Consider the following 15572-nt stretch of genomic DNA (forward strand, 5'->3'; position numbering starts at 1 on the left):
TCACAAAACTCTATGCCTGTCTTTTTTTACCCGCCCATTACTGGGGATTCCTCAGCGCCGGGGCGGGTTTTTTTACGTTGCTTCAGATTACTCTGCAGCAGCTTCTGCTTTCTCTGAACGATCAACCAGCTCGATGTAAGCCATCGGCGCGTTGTCGCCTGCACGGAAGCCACACTTCAGAATACGAGTGTAACCACCGGCACGGCTCGCGAAACGCGGGCCCAGTTCGTTAAACAGTTTTGCCACGATCTCGTTATCACGAGTACGGGCGAATGCCAGACGACGATTAGCAACGCTATCAGTCTTGGCAAGAGTAATCAGCGGCTCAACTACGCGGCGCAGCTCTTTCGCTTTAGGCAGAGTCGTCTTGATGATTTCATGACGAACCAGTGAACCTGCCATATTGCGGAACATAGCCTGGCGATGGCTGCTGTTGCGGTTCAGTTGACGACCACTCTTACGATGGCGCATGACCTTATCCTTCTCAGTAAAACCTTAACCTGTGATCCGGTTACTCGTCAGCGATGCTTGCCGGTGGCCAGTTTTCCAGGCGCATACCCAGAGACAGTCCACGGGAAGCCAGCACGTCTTTAATCTCAGTAAGAGATTTTTTACCAAGGTTAGGCGTTTTAAGGAGCTCAACCTCGGTACGCTGTACCAGATCACCGATATAGTGGATAGCTTCTGCTTTAAGGCAGTTAGCAGAGCGGACAGTCAATTCCAGATCGTCAACAGGGCGCAGCAGGATCGGATCGAACTCTGGTTTCTCTTCTTTCACTTCAGGCTGACGTACATCACGTAAGTCAACGAAAGCTTCCAGTTGTTCAGCCAGAATGGTTGCCGCACGACGAATCGCCTCTTCAGGATCGATTGTGCCGTTGGTTTCCATTTCGATGACCAGCTTGTCCAGGTCGGTACGCTGTTCTACACGCGCTGCTTCAACATTGTAGGCAATACGCTCCACAGGGCTGTAGCATGCGTCGACCAGCAGACGGCCGATTGGGCGCTCATCTTCTTCCGAATGAATTCGGGTAGAAGCCGGCACATAACCACGACCGCGCTGAACTTTGATACGCATGCTAATAGACGCGTTCTCATCGGTCAGGTGGCAGATCACGTGCTGCGGCTTGACGATTTCGACATCACCGTCGTGGGTGATATCGGCTGCAGTCACAGGGCCAATGCCAGATTTATTCAAGGTAAGAATAACTTCATCTTTGCCCTGAACTCTCACCGCCAGCCCTTTCAGGTTGAGCAGGATTTCCAGGATATCTTCCTGAACGCCTTCTTTGGTGCTGTACTCATGTAGTACACCATCAATCTCAACCTCGGTCACCGCGCAACCCGGCATCGATGAGAGCAGAATACGGCGCAGTGCGTTACCCAGAGTATGGCCAAAGCCACGCTCTAAAGGCTCAAGGGTCACCTTGGCGTGCGTCGAACTCACTTGCTCGATATCAACCAGGCGCGGTTTTAGAAACTCTGTCACAGAACCCTGCATTGTGTCCTCTCTTTGGTACTAAGCTTTACTTGGAGTAAAGCTCGACGATCAGGTGTTCGTTAATGTCCGCAGACAGATCAGAACGCTCCGGCTTACGCTTAAACGTACCTTCCATCTTGCCAGCATCAACTTCCAGCCAGGTTGGCTTTTCACGCTGCTCAGCCAGCTCCAGAGCGGCTTTCACGCGAGACTGCTTCTTCGCTTTCTCACGAATGCTTACAACGTCATTCGGACTAACCTGATAAGAAGCGATGTTAACAACACGACCGTTTACCATAATTGCTTTATGGCTAACCAGCTGACGTGCTTCTGCACGAGTGGCACCGAAGCCCATACGGTATACAACGTTGTCCAGACGACCTTCCAGCAGAGCCAACAGGTTTTCACCGGTGTTGCCTTTCAGACGTGCTGCTTCTTTGTAGTAGTTACGGAACTGACGCTCCAGCACACCATAGATACGGCGAACTTTTTGCTTTTCACGCAACTGCACACCATAGTCAGACAGACGCGGTTTACGCGCACCGTGCTGGCCAGGAGCTTGTTCAATTTTACACTTGGTATCGATCGCGCGAACGCCTGACTTAAGGAATAAGTCGGTGCCCTCACGACGGCTCAGCTTGAGCTTAGGACCCAAATATCTTGCCATTTTCTTTCTCCAACAAACCTGGAAAACGAAGCGTTATACGCGACGTTTTTTCGGCGGACGACAACCGTTATGAGGGATCGGAGTCACATCAGTAATGTTAGTGATGCGGAAACCTGCGGCGTTCAGAGCACGAATAGTAGATTCGCGGCCTGGACCCGGACCTTTAACCATAACTTCCAGATTCTTGATACCGTATTCTTTCACGGCGTCAGCGCAACGCTCTGCTGCAACCTGAGCTGCAAACGGAGTGGATTTGCGAGAACCACGGAAACCGGAACCACCGGCTGTTGCCCAACCCAACGCGTTACCCTGACGATCAGTGATAGTCACGATGGTGTTGTTGAAAGAAGCATGGATATGAGCCACGCCGTCAGAGACTTGTTTTCTTACACGTTTACGTGCACGAATTGGTGCCTTTGCCATTATTCAATCACCCCGATTATTTCTTGATCGGTTTGCGCGGACCCTTACGGGTACGTGCGTTGGTCTTGGTACGCTGACCGCGAACCGGGAGACCACGACGATGACGCAAACCGCGATAGCAACCAAGATCCATCAGGCGCTTGATGCTCATGCTGATTTCACGGCGCAGATCACCTTCAACGACAAATTTGGCAACTTCGTCACGCAGCGTGTCGATTTGTCCTTCAGACAGCTCACTGATCTTAACATCTTCAGCGATACCCGCTGCAGCCAGGATGGCTTTAGAACGGGTCTTGCCGACGCCATAAATCGAAGTTAATGCGATTACGGCATGCTTATGATCAGGAATGTTAATGCCTGCTATACGGGCCACTATGCACTCCTACTATTTAATATGTACGTTCCATGCTGAAAAGCCCGTTTTCAGGATACTCAAATGGAAACGCACAGACATACAAAAGATTGGCTGGCTAATCTAGCCAGCTCAACCCAACTTTGCAAGAAAAATATGCGAAAAAAATCAGCCTTGGCGCTGTTTATGCTTCGGCTCGGCACTGCAAATCACACGGATGACACCATCACGCTTAACGATTTTGCAGTTACGGCATAATTTCTTGACGGAAGCACGAACTTTCATTTTTACTCTCCGTAACTTCTCGGGCGACCAATTATCGGCCATAGCCTTTCAGGTTCGCCTTCTTCAATGCAGACTCATACTGACTGGACATCATTAGAGTTTGCACTTGAGCCATAAAGTCCATAATCACGACAACAACGATAAGCAGTGAGGTCCCACCGAAGTAGAACGGTACTTTCATTGCATCACGCATGAACTCCGGGATCAGGCAGATAAAGGTAATGTACAGCGCACCAACCAAGGTCAGGCGGGTCATTACTTTATCGATATACTTCGCCGTTTGCTCTCCCGGACGAATTCCTGGTACAAATGCACCGGACTTCTTCAGGTTATCTGCTGTTTCACGCGGGTTGAAAACTAACGCCGTGTAGAAGAAACAGAAGAAGATGATTGCAGACGCATAGAGTAACACATAAAGCGGTTGCCCAGGCTGCAAATACAGCGAAATTGTTGTCAGCCAGTTCCAACCAGTACCGCCCCCGAACCATGACGCGATGGTAGCCGGGAACAGAATAATACTGGAAGCGAAGATTGCCGGGATAACCCCCGCCATATTCACTTTCAGCGGTAAATGTGTGCTCTGTGCAGCATAGACACGACGACCTTGCTGACGTTTTGCGTAGTTTACCACAATGCGGCGTTGACCACGCTCAACAAATACAACAAAGAACGTCACTGCAAATACTAATACTGCAACCAACAGCAACACGAGGAAGTGCAGGTCGCCTTGACGCGCTTGCTCGATAGTATGGGCAATGGCTGGCGGGAGTCCCGCGACAATACCGGCGAAGATAATGATTGAGATACCGTTACCGATACCACGCTCAGTGATCTGTTCGCCCAACCACATCAGGAACATCGTTCCTGTGACCAGACTTACAACAGCAGTGAAGTAGAATGCAAAGCCCGGGTTAATCACCAGGCCTTGCATACCAGGCATATTCGGCAGACCGGTAGCAATACCGATCGACTGGAATATTGCCAGCACCAGAGTACCGTAGCGGGTGTACTGGCTGATCTTACGACGACCAGACTCCCCTTCTTTCTTAATTTCTGCCAACGTTGGATGAACCACCGTCAGCAACTGGATAATGATCGACGCCGAAATATACGGCATGATCCCCAGAGCAAAGATAGAAGCACGGCTGAGAGCACCACCAGAGAACATGTTAAACATCTCAATGATGGTGCCTCGCTGTTGCTCAAGCAGTTTGGCAAGTACAGCGGCATCAATACCAGGGATCGGAATAAAAGAGCCAATACGAAACACAATCAGCGCACCGATAACAAACAGCAGTCTGCGTTTCAGCTCGCCTAAGCCACCTTTGGCACTTTGAAAATCTAATCCCGGTTGTTTAGCCATCTGCTACTTATTCCTCGATTTTACCGCCAGCAGCTTCGATAGCAGCACGAGCACCTTTAGTAACACGCAGGCCACGAACAGTTACCGGAGTAGTCACTTCGCCAGCCAGGATCACTTTCGCGAACTCGATCTGGATACCGATAATGTTAGCCGCTTTCAGCGTGTTCAGGTCTACAACACCGCCTTCTACTTTAGCCAGGTCAGACAGACGAACTTCGGCTGTAATCGCTGCTTTACGAGAAGTGAAGCCGAATTTCGGCAGACGACGGTACAGAGGCATCTGACCACCCTCGAAACCGCGACGTACGCCACCGCCAGAACGAGATTTCTGACCTTTGTGACCACGACCACCGGTTTTACCGAGGCCAGAACCGATACCACGACCCAGGCGTTTACCCGCCTTTTTGGAGCCTTCGGCCGGAGACAGAGTATTTAAACGCATCTCTTACTCCTCAACTTTAACCATGAAGGAAACCGCGTTGATCATACCGCGAATAGCAGGAGTATCCTCGCGCTCTACGGTGTGACCAATACGACGCAGACCCAGGCCAAGCAGCGTTGCCTTATGTTTCGGCAGACGACCGATTGCACTGCGGGTTTGAGTAATTTTAATAGTCTTTGCCATGGTTTATTTCCCCAGAATTTCTTCAACGGATTTACCACGCTTGGCAGCGACCATTTCTGGAGAACTCATATTTTCCAGGCCATCAATAGTTGCACGAACCACGTTGATCGGGTTGGTGGAACCATATGCTTTAGCCAGAACGTTATGAACCCCAGCGACTTCCAGAACGGCGCGCATTGCACCACCGGCGATGATACCGGTACCTTCGGAAGCCGGCTGCATGAATACGCGAGAACCCGTATGAACACCTTTAACAGGGTGTTGCAGAGTGCCGTTATTCAGCGCGACGTTAATCATATTGCGACGGGCTTTTTCCATCGCTTTCTGGATCGCTGCTGGAACTTCACGCGCTTTACCGTAACCAAAACCAACGCGACCGTTACCATCGCCAACTACAGTCAGAGCTGTGAAGGAGAAAATACGACCACCTTTAACGGTTTTAGATACGCGGTTTACCGCGATCAGCTTTTCCTGCAGTTCGCCAGCTTGTTTTTCGATGTGAGCCATCTTACACCTCTACCTTAGAACTGAAGGCCAGCTTCACGGGCAGCATCTGCCAGTGCCTGGACACGACCATGATATTGGAACCCGGAACGGTCAAAGGATACATCTTTGATGCCTTTTTCCAGAGCGCGTTCAGCGACAGCTTTACCCACAGCTGCAGCCGCGTCTTTGTTACCGGTGTACTTCAGTTGTTCAGCGATAGCTTTTTCTACAGTAGAAGCAGCTACCAGAACTTCAGAACCGTTCGGTGCAATTACCTGTGCGTAAATATGACGCGGGGTACGATGTACCACCAGGCGAGTTGCGCCCAGCTCCTGGAGCTTGCGGCGTGCGCGGGTCGCACGACGGATACGAGCAGATTTCTTATCCATAGTGTTACCTTACTTCTTCTTAGCCTCTTTGGTACGCACGACTTCGTCGGCGTAACGAACACCCTTGCCTTTGTAAGGCTCAGGACGACGGTAGGCGCGCAGATCCGCTGCAACCTGGCCGATCACCTGCTTATCAGCGCCTTTCAGCACGATTTCAGTCTGAGTCGGACATTCAGCAGTGATACCCGCAGGCAGCTGATGGTCAACAGGATGAGAGAAACCCAGAGACAGGTTAATCACATTGCCTTTAACCGCTGCACGGTAACCTACACCAACCAGCTGCAGCTTCCTGGTGAAGCCTTCGGTAACACCGATAACCATTGAGTTCAGCAGGGCACGCGCGGTACCAGCCTGTGCCCAACCGTCTACGTAACCATCACGCGGACCGAAGGTCAGGGTATTATCTGCATGTTTAACTTCAACAGCATCGTTGAGAGTACGAGTCAGCTCGCCGTTTTTACCTTTGATCGTAATAACCTGACCGTTGATTTTTACGTCAACGCCGGCAGGAACAACGACCGGTGCTTTAGCAACACGAGACATTTTTTCCTCCGATTAGGCTACGTAGCAGATAATTTCGCCACCAAGACCAGCCTGGCGCGCTGCACGATCAGTCATAACACCTTTAGAGGTAGAAACAACTGCGATACCCAGACCCGCCATAACTTTCGGCAGCTCGTCTTTACGCTTATAAATGCGCAGACCTGGGCGACTGACACGCTGAATGCTTTCTACAACAGCTTTGCCCTGGAAATACTTAAGAGTCAGTTCCAGTTCAGGCTTGGTGTCGCCTTCAACTTTAAAATCTTCAATAAAACCTTCTTCCTTCAGCACGTTGGCGATTGCCACTTTCAGCTTGGAGGAAGGCATGGTGACCGCAGCTTTGTTCGCGGCCTGACCGTTACGGATACGGGTCAGCATATCCGCGATCGGATCTTGCATGCTCATCTGTCTTTACTCCCGTGATTCAATTGGTGACAATTACCAGCTAGCCTTTTTCAGACCCGGGATTTCACCGCGCATAGCGGCTTCACGGACCTTAATACGGCTCAACCCGAACTTCCGCAGGAAACCATGCGGACGACCTGTTTGACGGCAGCGGTTACGCTGACGAGACGGGCTGGAATCACGCGGCAGAGTCTGCAGCTTGAGAACAGCGTTCCAACGATCTTCGTCGGAAGCGTTCACATCAGAGATGATCGCTTTCAGTTCAGCGCGTTTCGCGAAGTATTTATCAGCTAAAGCTACGCGTTTTACTTCGCGTGCTTTCATTGATTGCTTAGCCATTTAGTAACCCTACCTTACTTGCGGAACGGGAAGTCAAAGGCAGCCAGCAGAGCGCGGCCTTCTTCGTCAGATTTCGCAGTAGTGGTAATGGTAATATCCAAACCACGAACGCGGTCGACTTTATCGTAGTCGATTTCTGGGAAGATGATCTGCTCACGGACACCCATGCTGTAGTTACCACGACCGTCGAAAGACTTAGCGGACAGGCCACGGAAGTCACGGATACGCGGTACAGCAATAGTGATCAGGCGCTCAAAGAACTCCCACATGCGTTCGCCACGCAGAGTTACTTTACAGCCGATCGGATAGCCCTGACGGATTTTGAAGCCTGCAACAGATTTGCGTGCTTTGGTGATCAGCGGTTTTTGACCGGAGATTGCTGCCAGGTCTGCTGCTGCGTTATCCAGCAGTTTTTTGTCAGCGATCGCTTCACCAACACCCATGTTCAGGGTGATCTTCTCGACCCGAGGGACTTGCATGACAGAATTGTAGTTAAACTCAGTCATGAGTTTTTTAACTACTTCGTCTTTGTAGTAATCATGCAGTTTCGCCATCGTACTACTCCAAATTACTTGATAGTTTCGCTGTTAGACTTGAAGAAACGGACTTTTTTACCGTCTTCGAATCTAAAGCCTACACGGTCAGCCTTGCCGGTTGCCGCATTGAAGATTGCTACGTTGGAAACCTGAATAGCGGCTTCTTTTTCAACGATGCCACCCGGTTGGTTCAGGGCCGGAACCGGCTTCTGATGTTTCTTAACCAGGTTGATACCTTCAACAATGACCTTGCCGGAAGACAGGACATTCTTAACTTTACCGCGTTTACCTTTATCTTTACCGGTTAACACGATAACTTCGTCATCACGACGGATTTTCGCTGCCATGATTCGCTCCTTAGAGTACTTCTGGTGCCAGAGAGATAATTTTCATGAACTTCTCACTACGAAGCTCACGAGTTACCGGCCCAAAAATACGCGTACCGATAGGCTGCTCGCTGTTGTTGTTCAGAAGAACACAAGCATTACCATCGAAGCGAATGACAGAACCGTCCGGGCGACGAACACCCTTCTTGGTGCGCACCACTACCGCCTTCAGCACATCACCTTTTTTGACCTTACCACGCGGAATTGCTTCTTTGATGGTGATCTTGATGATGTCGCCTACGCCTGCGTAGCGACGGTGCGAGCCACCCAGAACCTTGATACACATTACGCGACGTGCACCGGAGTTGTCGGCGACGTTCAGCATAGTCTGTTCTTGGATCATTTTAGTGCTCCGCTAATGTCAACTACTACTGAGACCCGAAAATCAGGTCGTTAAAAATCCCCATATCGAGGGCGCGGCATTATAACACCGCTTCAAGGATATGGGTAGAAAAAATAAACGGCTCATTTCTGAGCCGTTTATTCGTATCGAGAAAGTGTACTGTATTACAGAACCGCTTTCTCTACAACGCGAACCAGCGTCCAGGATTTAGTCTTGGACAGCGGACGGCATTCGCGGATTTCAACCACGTCACCGATACCGCATTCATTGTTCTCGTCATGTACGTGCAGTTTGGTCGTACGCTTGATGAATTTACCGTAGATCGGGTGTTTCACAAAACGTTCGATAGCAACAACAATGGATTTCTCCATTTTGTCGCTAACAACGCGACCTTGCAGAGTACGGATTTTATCGGTCATTACGCACCCGCCTTCTCGTTCAGTAAAGTCTTAACGCGTGCGACATCGCGACGCACTTGCTTCAACAGGTGAGACTGTTGCAGCTGGCCACTTGCAGCCTGCATACGCAGGTTGAACTGCTCACGCAGCAGGTTCAGCAGCTCGGTGTTCAGCTCTTCAACGCTCTTCTCACGCAGCTCTTTTGCTTTCATTACATCACCGTCTTAGTTACAAAGGTGGTTTTAATCGGCAGTTTCGCTGCTGCCAGCTTGAATGCTTCACGGGCCAGCTCTTCCGGAACACCGTCCATTTCATACAGGACTTTACCCGGCTGAATCAAGGCAACCCAATACTCCACGTTACCTTTACCTTTACCCATACGCACTGCCAGCGGCTTTTCAGTGATCGGTTTGTCCGGGAACACACGGATCCAGATCTTACCTTGACGCTTAACTGCACGGGTCATAGCACGACGTGCTGCTTCGATCTGACGGGCAGTCAGACGACCACGGCCAACAGCTTTCAGACCGAAGCTGCCGAAGCTAACATCCGTACCCTGCGCCAGGCCGCGGTTACGGCCTTTGTGCATTTTACGGAATTTTGTACGCTTTGGTTGTAACATCAGCGACGCTCCTTATTTACGGCCTTTACGCTGCTGCTTTTTAGGCTGAGCAGCCGGTTTTTCCGGTTGTTCAACAGCAGCCATACCACCCAGGATCTCGCCTTTGAAGATCCACACTTTAACGCCGATTACACCGTAAGTGGTGTGCGCTTCAGAGGTGTTGTAGTCGATGTCAGCACGCAGAGTGTGCAGCGGTACGCGACCTTCGCGGTACCATTCGGTACGTGCGATTTCCGCGCCGCCCAGACGGCCACTAACTTCAACTTTAATACCTTTAGCGCCCAGACGCATGGCGTTCTGTACAGCACGCTTCATAGCACGACGGAACATAACACGACGTTCCAGCTGAGAAGTGATGCTGTCAGCAACCAGTTTTGCGTCCAGTTCAGGCTTACGAACTTCGGCGATGTTGATCTGTGCAGGAACGCCAGCGATGTCCGCTACGACCTTACGCAGTTTTTCTACGTCTTCACCTTTTTTACCGATAACGATACCCGGGCGAGCAGTGTGAATGGTTACACGGATGCTCTTAGCCGGACGCTCGATAACGATACGAGATACGGACGCTTTAGCCAGTTCCTTAGTCAGGTACTGACGTACTTTAAAATCGCTGTCCAGGTTGTCAGCGAATTCTTTGGTGTTCGCAAACCAGGTAGAGTTCCATGGTTTTACAATACCCAGGCGAATACCATTAGGATGTACTTTCTGACCCATTGCTAGTCTCCAGAGTCTCAGCGATCGGACACAACCACAGTGATGTGGCTGGTGCGCTTCAGGATGCGATCTGCACGACCTTTTGCACGCGGCATAATGCGCTTCATGCTCGGGCCTTCGTCTACGAAAATTTTCGCAACTTTCAGATCGTCAATGTCAGCGCCATCGTTGTGTTCAGCGTTAGCAATGGCAGATTCCAGAACTTTCTTGACCAGTACAGCCGCTTTCTTGTTGGTGTAGGTCAAAATATCCAGAGCCTGCGACACTTTCTTACCGCGAATCAGGTCAGCAACAAGGCGAACCTTCTGAGCAGAAGAACGAGCATGGCGATGTTTAGCGATAGTTTCCATCTCTTCCTCCTACCTTATTTCTTCTTCGCTTTTTTATCAGCAGCGTGGCCGCGATAAGTACGAGTCGGTGCGAATTCACCCAGTTTGTGACCGACCATTTCGTCGGTTACAAATACCGGAACGTGCTGACGACCATTATGGACAGCGATGGTCAAACCGATCATGTTAGGAAAGATCGTTGAACGACGGGACCAAGTGCGCAGGGGCTTCTTGTCTCCGCTTTCCACCGCTTTCTCTACCTTCTTCAGCAAGTGCAGGTCAATAAAAGGACCTTTCTTGAGAGAACGTGGCATGGCTTATCCTCTAAAATTATTTGCTACGGCGACGTACGATGAATTTATCAGTACGCTTGTTGCTGCGGGTCTTCTTACCTTTGGTCTGAACGCCCCACGGAGTTACCGGGTGCTTACCAAAGTTACGACCTTCACCACCACCATGTGGGTGGTCTACCGGGTTCATCGCGGTACCGCGAACGGTAGGACGAACACCACGCCAGCGTGCAGCACCTGCTTTACCCAGAACGCGCAGCATATGCTCAGCATTGCCAACTTCGCCCAGAGTTGCACGGCAGTCTGCTTCTACTTTACGCATTTCACCAGAACGCAGACGCAGGGTGACATAAGCACCATCACGAGCAACGATCTGAACGTAAGTACCGGCAGAACGCGCCAGCTGACCGCCTTTACCTGGTTTCATTTCTACGTTATGAACAGTAGAACCCACCGGGATGTTGCGCATCGGTAGGGTGTTACCTGGTTTGATTGCAGCATCAACGCCAGACTGAATCTGGTCGCCCGCTTTCAGGCCTTTAGGGGCCAGGATGTAACGGCGTTCACCGTCTTTGTACAGAACCAGCGCGATGTTCGCGGAACGGTTCGGATCGTACTCAAGACGTTCAACAACTGCCGGGATACCGTCTTTGTTGCGTTTGAAGTCAACAATACGGTAAGCCTGCTTGTGGCCACCACCGATGTGACGGGTGGTGATACGGCCATTGTTGTTACGACCACCGGATTTGCTGTTTTTTTCCAGCAACGGAGCAAAAGGTTTGCCCTTGTGCAGCTCAGGGTTAACCACTTTAACAACGTGGCGACGACCCGGAGATGTCGGTTTACATTTAACAACTGCCATTGTATTACTCCTCCGACTTACTCAGCGCCGCCAACGAAGTCCAGATTCTGGCCTTCTTTCAGGGTGACGTAAGCTTTTTTCCAGTCGCTACGACGACCGATACGCTGTCCGTGACGTTTAACTTTCCCTTTAACTACCAGGGTGTTAACGACTTCGACTTCGACTTCAAACAGTTTCTGCACAGCAGCTTTGATTTCTGCTTTGGTCGCGTCTTTAGCAACTTTGAGTACGATGGTGTTGGATTTTTCCATCGCAGTAGACGCTTTTTCAGAAACGTGCGGTGCACGCAGCACCTTCAGCAGACGTTCTTCACGAATCATGCCAGCATCTCCTCAACTTGCTTAACAGCATCAGCAGTCATTACGACTTTGTCGAAGGCGATCAGGCTAACCGGGTCGATACCAGTTGCATCGCGTACGTCAACCTTGTGCAGGTTGCGCGCAGCCAGGAACAGGTTTTCGTCCAGCTCACCGGTGATGATCAGCACATCTTCCAGAGCCATGTCTTTCAGTTTCTGTGCCAGCAGCTTGGTTTTCGGCGCTTCTACAGAGAACTTCTCGACAACGATCAGACGATCCTGACGTACCAGTTCGGACAGGATGCTTTTCAGCGCGCCGCGGTACATCTTCTTGTTAACTTTTTGACTGTGGTCCTGCGGACGAGCAGCAAAGGTCACGCCACCAGAACGCCAGATCGGGCTCTTGATAGAACCAGAACGCGCACGGCCGGTGCCTTTCTGGCGCCACGGTTTTTTACCGGAACCAGTTACTTCAGCACGAGTCTTCTGAGCACGAGTACCCTGACGAGCACCAGCTGCATAAGCAACAACAACCTGGTGAACCAGCGCTTCGTTGAAATCACGACCGAAGGTAGTTTCGGAAACAGTCAGCGCGCTCTGCGCGTCTTTCAATACTAATTCCATTGCTATCTCCTTACGCCTTCACAGCTGGTTTAACGATCAGGTCGCTACCGGTTGCACCCGGGACAGCACCTTTAACCAGCAGCAGGTTGCGCTCAGCGTCAACGCGTACTACGTCAAGGCTCTGAACGGTGACACGTTCGTTACCCATCTGACCTGCCATTTTCTTGCCTTTGAACACTTTGCCCGGAGTCTGGTTCTGACCGATAGAACCCGGAACACGGTGAGACAAGGAGTTACCGTGAGTCGCGTCCTGGGTACGGAAGTTCCAGCGCTTAACGGTACCTGCGAAACCTTTACCTTTAGAGGTGCCAGTTACGTCAACTTTTTTAACGTCAGCAAACAGTTCAACGCTAATGCTCTGACCTACAGTGAACTCTTCGCCTTCAGCCAGGCGGAATTCCCACAGACCACGACCAGCTTCTACGCCAGCTTTAGCGAAGTGGCCAGCTTCAGGCTTGGTCACACGGTTAGCTTTTTTAGCACCGGTGGTTACCTGAATAGCACGGTAGCCATCGTTAGCCAGGTCTTTAACCTGAGTAACGCGGTTTGCTTCAACTTCGATTACGGTTACTGGGATAGAAACGCCGTCTTCAGTGAAGATACGGGTCATACCCACTTTTTTACCGACTAAACCAATCATTGTTTCAACCTCTCAATCGCTCAATGACCTGATTAACCCAGGCTGATCTGCACGTCTACACCGGCAGCCAGATCCAGACGCATCAGAGCATCAACGGTTTTCTCGGTTGGCTCAACGATGTCAACCAGACGCAAGTGAGTACGGATTTCGTACTGATCGCGCGCGTCTTTGTTGACGTGCGGAGAGATCAGAACAGTGAAGCGCTCTTTGCGTGTCGGCAGCGGGATCGGACCACGGACCTGCGCACCAGTGCGCTTGGCAGTCTCGACGATTTCCGCGGTTGCTTGATCGATCAGACGATGATCAAACGCTTTCAGGCGGATACGGATTCTTTGGTTCTGCATGAGACCAGAGCTCCAATTATTTTATAAACGAAAATGATTACTCCTCAGACCCATTACGATTGATGGGAGAGTGTAACCGTTCTTACGTAGCCCCCCGATTGGGAGCATTGTTAGGTAGCCAAATTCGGCTAACTGAGGTTCAGATTGAACCTGCTGTCAACTACGACAAGCCCGCGCATTATACGCAAATCTGAGCCTGACGCAAGCATTGAGTAGAAACTAATCGCAACGCGCAGATTGCGAGCTGCATTCCACGAAATTTGTAAGGTTGTGAAGATAGCGTTTTTCACCGGAATCAGGTTAACAAATCAGCGGTTTCTCTGTTGCCGTGTATCCGGAGTTATTCGATGGTAATACTCCAATTACAGAGGATGTTTTATGGACGCTCCCCTTCCCTTTCTGATTTTGTACGTTTGTTTATCTGCCCTACTTTTTTTCTGGGATGCAAAGCATGGCTTGTTACCTGACAGATTTACGTGCCCGTTACTCTGGTCAGGTCTTTTGTTCTATCAAGTTTGTCATCCTGATGGTTTAGCCGATGCGTTATGGGGGGCGATTATTGGTTACGGCACATTCGCTGTCATTTACTGGGGGTATCGCATACTGCGTCATAAAGAAGGATTAGGCTATGGTGATGTGAAGTTTCTCGCCGCCCTTGGCGCCTGGCATACATGGGTCTTCCTGCCACGACTGGTTTTCCTTGCTGCCTCATTCGCTTGCGGAGCCGTAGTTATTGGCCTGCTCATGAGAGGAAAAGAATCATTAAAAAACCCGCTGCCTTTTGGGCCATTTCTGGCGGCTGCGGGTTTCGTTATAGGCTGGGATAGTTTGCTGGCAGGTCGTTAATCTTTAACCTTAATTTGTGATTGCAGGTAATTTTGTAGGCCGATTTTACCGATAAGATCCAGTTCAGTTTCGAGCCAGTCGATATGACCTTCCTCATCGGCAAGGATCTCAATCATCATATCGCGGCTAACATAGTCATGAACGCTGTCAGCATAAGCGATAGCCTCACGGAGATCCTTCGCACCTTCCAGCTCTAATCGCAGGTCGGATTGCAGCATCTCTTCGACATCTTCACCAATCCCCAGCTTGCCTAAATCCTGTAAGTTGGGGATTCCTTCTAAAAACAAAATACGCTCGATATACTTATCAGCGTGTTTCATCTCATCAATGGATTCATGGTATTCGACGTCATTGAGACGCATCAGCCCCCAGTTTTTAAACATCCGGGCATGAAGAAAATACTGATTGATTGCGACAAGCTCATTTCCCAATAGTTTATTGAGATAATTTATGATTTTAACATCACCTTTCATTTTATAGTCCCTCCGCTTCCACTATTAGAGCGTAGATGGGGCTAACGGGATGTCAAAAAATAAGCGTGGGCTTCAGGCAATCTCTTTAAATTCTGGCATCTGCATCAACTCGTCCTGCATCACTTCGCGCGCGGCGCGAATGCACTTACCACATTGATTTCCCACAGGAATAAACTTGCGCAATTGTTGGAAAGATTGCGGATGAAACTGACGGACTGCCTGGCGAATTTTTTTGTCACTTACACCATTACACAAACAAACGTACATGATTGCTCCCGTTCAAATTCTGCGCAAAGTGTAAAGGAGAATAGTTATGATTACAATAGCACAGTTTTATTTGCGCCATAGTTCTGCGAGCGAAATTACGACTAAATATTTTGAGCTCAAATTACAGGCAGCAAAAAGGGCGCCGAAGCGCCCTTTTTAATTCGAAACTAATTAACGTGTAATTAGCCCAGAACTTTTGCTACAACGCCCGCGCCAACGGTACGGCCGCCTTCACGGATTGCG

31 protein-coding genes are annotated in these 15572 nt (G+C 50.2%); 1 reads left to right on the plus strand and 30 read right to left on the minus strand.

Features of this window, described 5'->3' with window-relative positions; genetic code table 11:
• Positions 1-87: 87 nt before the first annotated feature.
• From rplQ to rpsJ, 28 genes are all read right to left on the minus strand, one after another.
• Positions 88-471, minus strand: a complete 384-nt coding sequence (gene rplQ, locus A7090_RS10890) for a 50S ribosomal protein L17 (protein WP_001216368.1) — start codon at positions 469-471, stop codon at positions 88-90.
• A gap of 40 nt (positions 472-511) precedes the next feature.
• Entirely contained in the window at positions 512-1501 is a 990-nt protein-coding gene (locus tag A7090_RS10895) for a DNA-directed RNA polymerase subunit alpha (RefSeq protein WP_001162094.1), read from the minus strand.
• Positions 1502-1526: 25 nt separating this feature from the next.
• Positions 1527-2147: a 30S ribosomal protein S4 gene (rpsD, locus tag A7090_RS10900; RefSeq protein WP_000135224.1), complete on the minus strand. Its 621-nt coding sequence runs from the start codon at positions 2145-2147 to the stop codon at positions 1527-1529.
• Positions 2148-2180: 33 nt separating this feature from the next.
• Positions 2181-2570, minus strand: a complete 390-nt coding sequence (rpsK, locus tag A7090_RS10905; RefSeq protein ID WP_001029684.1) for a 30S ribosomal protein S11 — start codon at positions 2568-2570, stop codon at positions 2181-2183.
• A gap of 16 nt (positions 2571-2586) precedes the next feature.
• Positions 2587-2943, minus strand: a complete 357-nt coding sequence (gene rpsM / locus A7090_RS10910; RefSeq protein ID WP_000090775.1) for a 30S ribosomal protein S13 — start codon at positions 2941-2943, stop codon at positions 2587-2589.
• A 147-nt stretch (positions 2944-3090) separates the two neighbouring features.
• Positions 3091-3207 carry a 50S ribosomal protein L36 gene (gene rpmJ, locus A7090_RS10915; protein WP_000868187.1) on the minus strand — a complete coding sequence of 39 codons (117 nt, stop codon included), beginning with the start codon at positions 3205-3207 and terminating at the stop codon, positions 3091-3093.
• A gap of 31 nt (positions 3208-3238) precedes the next feature.
• Positions 3239-4570 (minus strand): preprotein translocase subunit SecY, encoded by a 1332-nt coding sequence (gene secY, locus A7090_RS10920; RefSeq protein WP_001118861.1) that lies wholly within the window; start codon positions 4568-4570, stop codon positions 3239-3241.
• A 7-nt stretch (positions 4571-4577) separates the two neighbouring features.
• The gene (gene rplO / locus A7090_RS10925) at positions 4578-5012 is read right to left on the minus strand and encodes a 50S ribosomal protein L15 (RefSeq protein ID WP_001238917.1); all 435 of its coding nucleotides are present in this window, start codon (positions 5010-5012) and stop codon (positions 4578-4580) included.
• Between the two features lie 3 nt (positions 5013-5015).
• Positions 5016-5195, minus strand: a complete 180-nt coding sequence (gene rpmD / locus A7090_RS10930) for a 50S ribosomal protein L30 (protein WP_001140433.1) — start codon at positions 5193-5195, stop codon at positions 5016-5018.
• A gap of 3 nt (positions 5196-5198) precedes the next feature.
• Complete coding sequence (gene rpsE / locus A7090_RS10935) at positions 5199-5702, minus strand: 30S ribosomal protein S5 (protein ID WP_000940122.1); 504 nt, start codon at positions 5700-5702, stop codon at positions 5199-5201.
• A gap of 14 nt (positions 5703-5716) precedes the next feature.
• Positions 5717-6070, minus strand: a complete 354-nt coding sequence (gene rplR / locus A7090_RS10940; RefSeq protein WP_000358960.1) for a 50S ribosomal protein L18 — start codon at positions 6068-6070, stop codon at positions 5717-5719.
• A 9-nt stretch (positions 6071-6079) separates the two neighbouring features.
• Positions 6080-6613, minus strand: a complete 534-nt coding sequence (rplF, locus tag A7090_RS10945; RefSeq protein WP_105274049.1) for a 50S ribosomal protein L6 — start codon at positions 6611-6613, stop codon at positions 6080-6082.
• Between the two features lie 12 nt (positions 6614-6625).
• Positions 6626-7018, minus strand: a complete 393-nt coding sequence (gene rpsH, locus A7090_RS10950; RefSeq protein WP_000062611.1) for a 30S ribosomal protein S8 — start codon at positions 7016-7018, stop codon at positions 6626-6628.
• Between the two features lie 33 nt (positions 7019-7051).
• Positions 7052-7357, minus strand: a complete 306-nt coding sequence (gene rpsN, locus A7090_RS10955) for a 30S ribosomal protein S14 (protein ID WP_001118930.1) — start codon at positions 7355-7357, stop codon at positions 7052-7054.
• 14 nt (positions 7358-7371) lie between these two features.
• Positions 7372-7911: a 50S ribosomal protein L5 gene (gene rplE, locus A7090_RS10960; RefSeq protein WP_001096200.1), complete on the minus strand. Its 540-nt coding sequence runs from the start codon at positions 7909-7911 to the stop codon at positions 7372-7374.
• A 14-nt stretch (positions 7912-7925) separates the two neighbouring features.
• The gene (rplX, locus tag A7090_RS10965) at positions 7926-8240 is read right to left on the minus strand and encodes a 50S ribosomal protein L24 (RefSeq protein ID WP_000729185.1); all 315 of its coding nucleotides are present in this window, start codon (positions 8238-8240) and stop codon (positions 7926-7928) included.
• Positions 8241-8250: 10 nt separating this feature from the next.
• Complete coding sequence (rplN, locus tag A7090_RS10970) at positions 8251-8622, minus strand: 50S ribosomal protein L14 (protein WP_000613955.1); 372 nt, start codon at positions 8620-8622, stop codon at positions 8251-8253.
• A 164-nt stretch (positions 8623-8786) separates the two neighbouring features.
• The gene (gene rpsQ, locus A7090_RS10975; RefSeq protein WP_000130100.1) at positions 8787-9041 is read right to left on the minus strand and encodes a 30S ribosomal protein S17; all 255 of its coding nucleotides are present in this window, start codon (positions 9039-9041) and stop codon (positions 8787-8789) included.
• Positions 9041-9232, minus strand: a complete 192-nt coding sequence (gene rpmC / locus A7090_RS10980) for a 50S ribosomal protein L29 (protein WP_000644741.1) — start codon at positions 9230-9232, stop codon at positions 9041-9043. The genes rpsQ and rpmC overlap by 1 nt, the downstream gene beginning before the upstream one ends.
• Complete coding sequence (gene rplP / locus A7090_RS10985; protein WP_000941212.1) at positions 9232-9642, minus strand: 50S ribosomal protein L16; 411 nt, start codon at positions 9640-9642, stop codon at positions 9232-9234. The genes rpmC and rplP overlap by 1 nt, the downstream gene beginning before the upstream one ends.
• Before the next feature lie 12 nt (positions 9643-9654).
• Positions 9655-10356, minus strand: coding sequence for a 30S ribosomal protein S3 (gene rpsC / locus A7090_RS10990; RefSeq protein ID WP_000529945.1), 702 nt, complete (start codon positions 10354-10356; stop codon positions 9655-9657).
• A gap of 17 nt (positions 10357-10373) precedes the next feature.
• A complete protein-coding gene (gene rplV / locus A7090_RS10995; protein ID WP_002438719.1) occupies positions 10374-10706 on the minus strand; it encodes a 50S ribosomal protein L22 in 333 nt (110 codons plus the stop codon).
• 14 nt (positions 10707-10720) lie between these two features.
• Positions 10721-10999, minus strand: coding sequence for a 30S ribosomal protein S19 (rpsS, locus tag A7090_RS11000; protein ID WP_001138117.1), 279 nt, complete (start codon positions 10997-10999; stop codon positions 10721-10723).
• A 16-nt stretch (positions 11000-11015) separates the two neighbouring features.
• Positions 11016-11837, minus strand: a complete 822-nt coding sequence (gene rplB, locus A7090_RS11005; protein ID WP_000301864.1) for a 50S ribosomal protein L2 — start codon at positions 11835-11837, stop codon at positions 11016-11018.
• A 17-nt stretch (positions 11838-11854) separates the two neighbouring features.
• Positions 11855-12157, minus strand: a complete 303-nt coding sequence (rplW, locus tag A7090_RS11010) for a 50S ribosomal protein L23 (protein ID WP_000617544.1) — start codon at positions 12155-12157, stop codon at positions 11855-11857.
• Positions 12154-12759 (minus strand): 50S ribosomal protein L4, encoded by a 606-nt coding sequence (rplD, locus tag A7090_RS11015; protein ID WP_000424395.1) that lies wholly within the window; start codon positions 12757-12759, stop codon positions 12154-12156. Before rplD ends, rplW begins: the two co-directional genes overlap by 4 nt.
• A 10-nt stretch (positions 12760-12769) precedes the next feature.
• Positions 12770-13399, minus strand: a complete 630-nt coding sequence (rplC, locus tag A7090_RS11020; protein WP_000579833.1) for a 50S ribosomal protein L3 — start codon at positions 13397-13399, stop codon at positions 12770-12772.
• 32 nt (positions 13400-13431) lie between these two features.
• On the minus strand, positions 13432-13743 hold the full coding sequence (gene rpsJ, locus A7090_RS11025; RefSeq protein WP_001181004.1) for a 30S ribosomal protein S10: 312 nt from the start codon (positions 13741-13743) through the stop codon (positions 13432-13434).
• A 378-nt stretch (positions 13744-14121) separates the two neighbouring features.
• Between rpsJ and A7090_RS11035 the strand changes: the two genes are divergently transcribed.
• Positions 14122-14589 (plus strand): prepilin peptidase, encoded by a 468-nt coding sequence (locus A7090_RS11035; RefSeq protein ID WP_105274051.1) that lies wholly within the window; start codon positions 14122-14124, stop codon positions 14587-14589.
• Here the strand turns inward: A7090_RS11035 and bfr are convergent.
• Both bfr and bfd read right to left on the minus strand, forming a co-directional pair.
• Positions 14586-15062 carry a bacterioferritin gene (gene bfr / locus A7090_RS11040; RefSeq protein ID WP_000675515.1) on the minus strand — a complete coding sequence of 159 codons (477 nt, stop codon included), beginning with the start codon at positions 15060-15062 and terminating at the stop codon, positions 14586-14588. The two genes, A7090_RS11035 and bfr, sit on opposite strands and share 4 nt — an antisense overlap.
• Positions 15063-15134: 72 nt before the next feature.
• A complete protein-coding gene (bfd, locus tag A7090_RS11045; RefSeq protein WP_000289090.1) occupies positions 15135-15329 on the minus strand; it encodes a bacterioferritin-associated ferredoxin in 195 nt (64 codons plus the stop codon).
• Positions 15330-15572 lie beyond the last annotated feature (243 nt).

The sequence above is a fragment of the Escherichia sp. MOD1-EC7003 genome (genome assembly GCF_002965065.1).
Classification (GTDB): domain Bacteria; phylum Pseudomonadota; class Gammaproteobacteria; order Enterobacterales; family Enterobacteriaceae; genus Escherichia.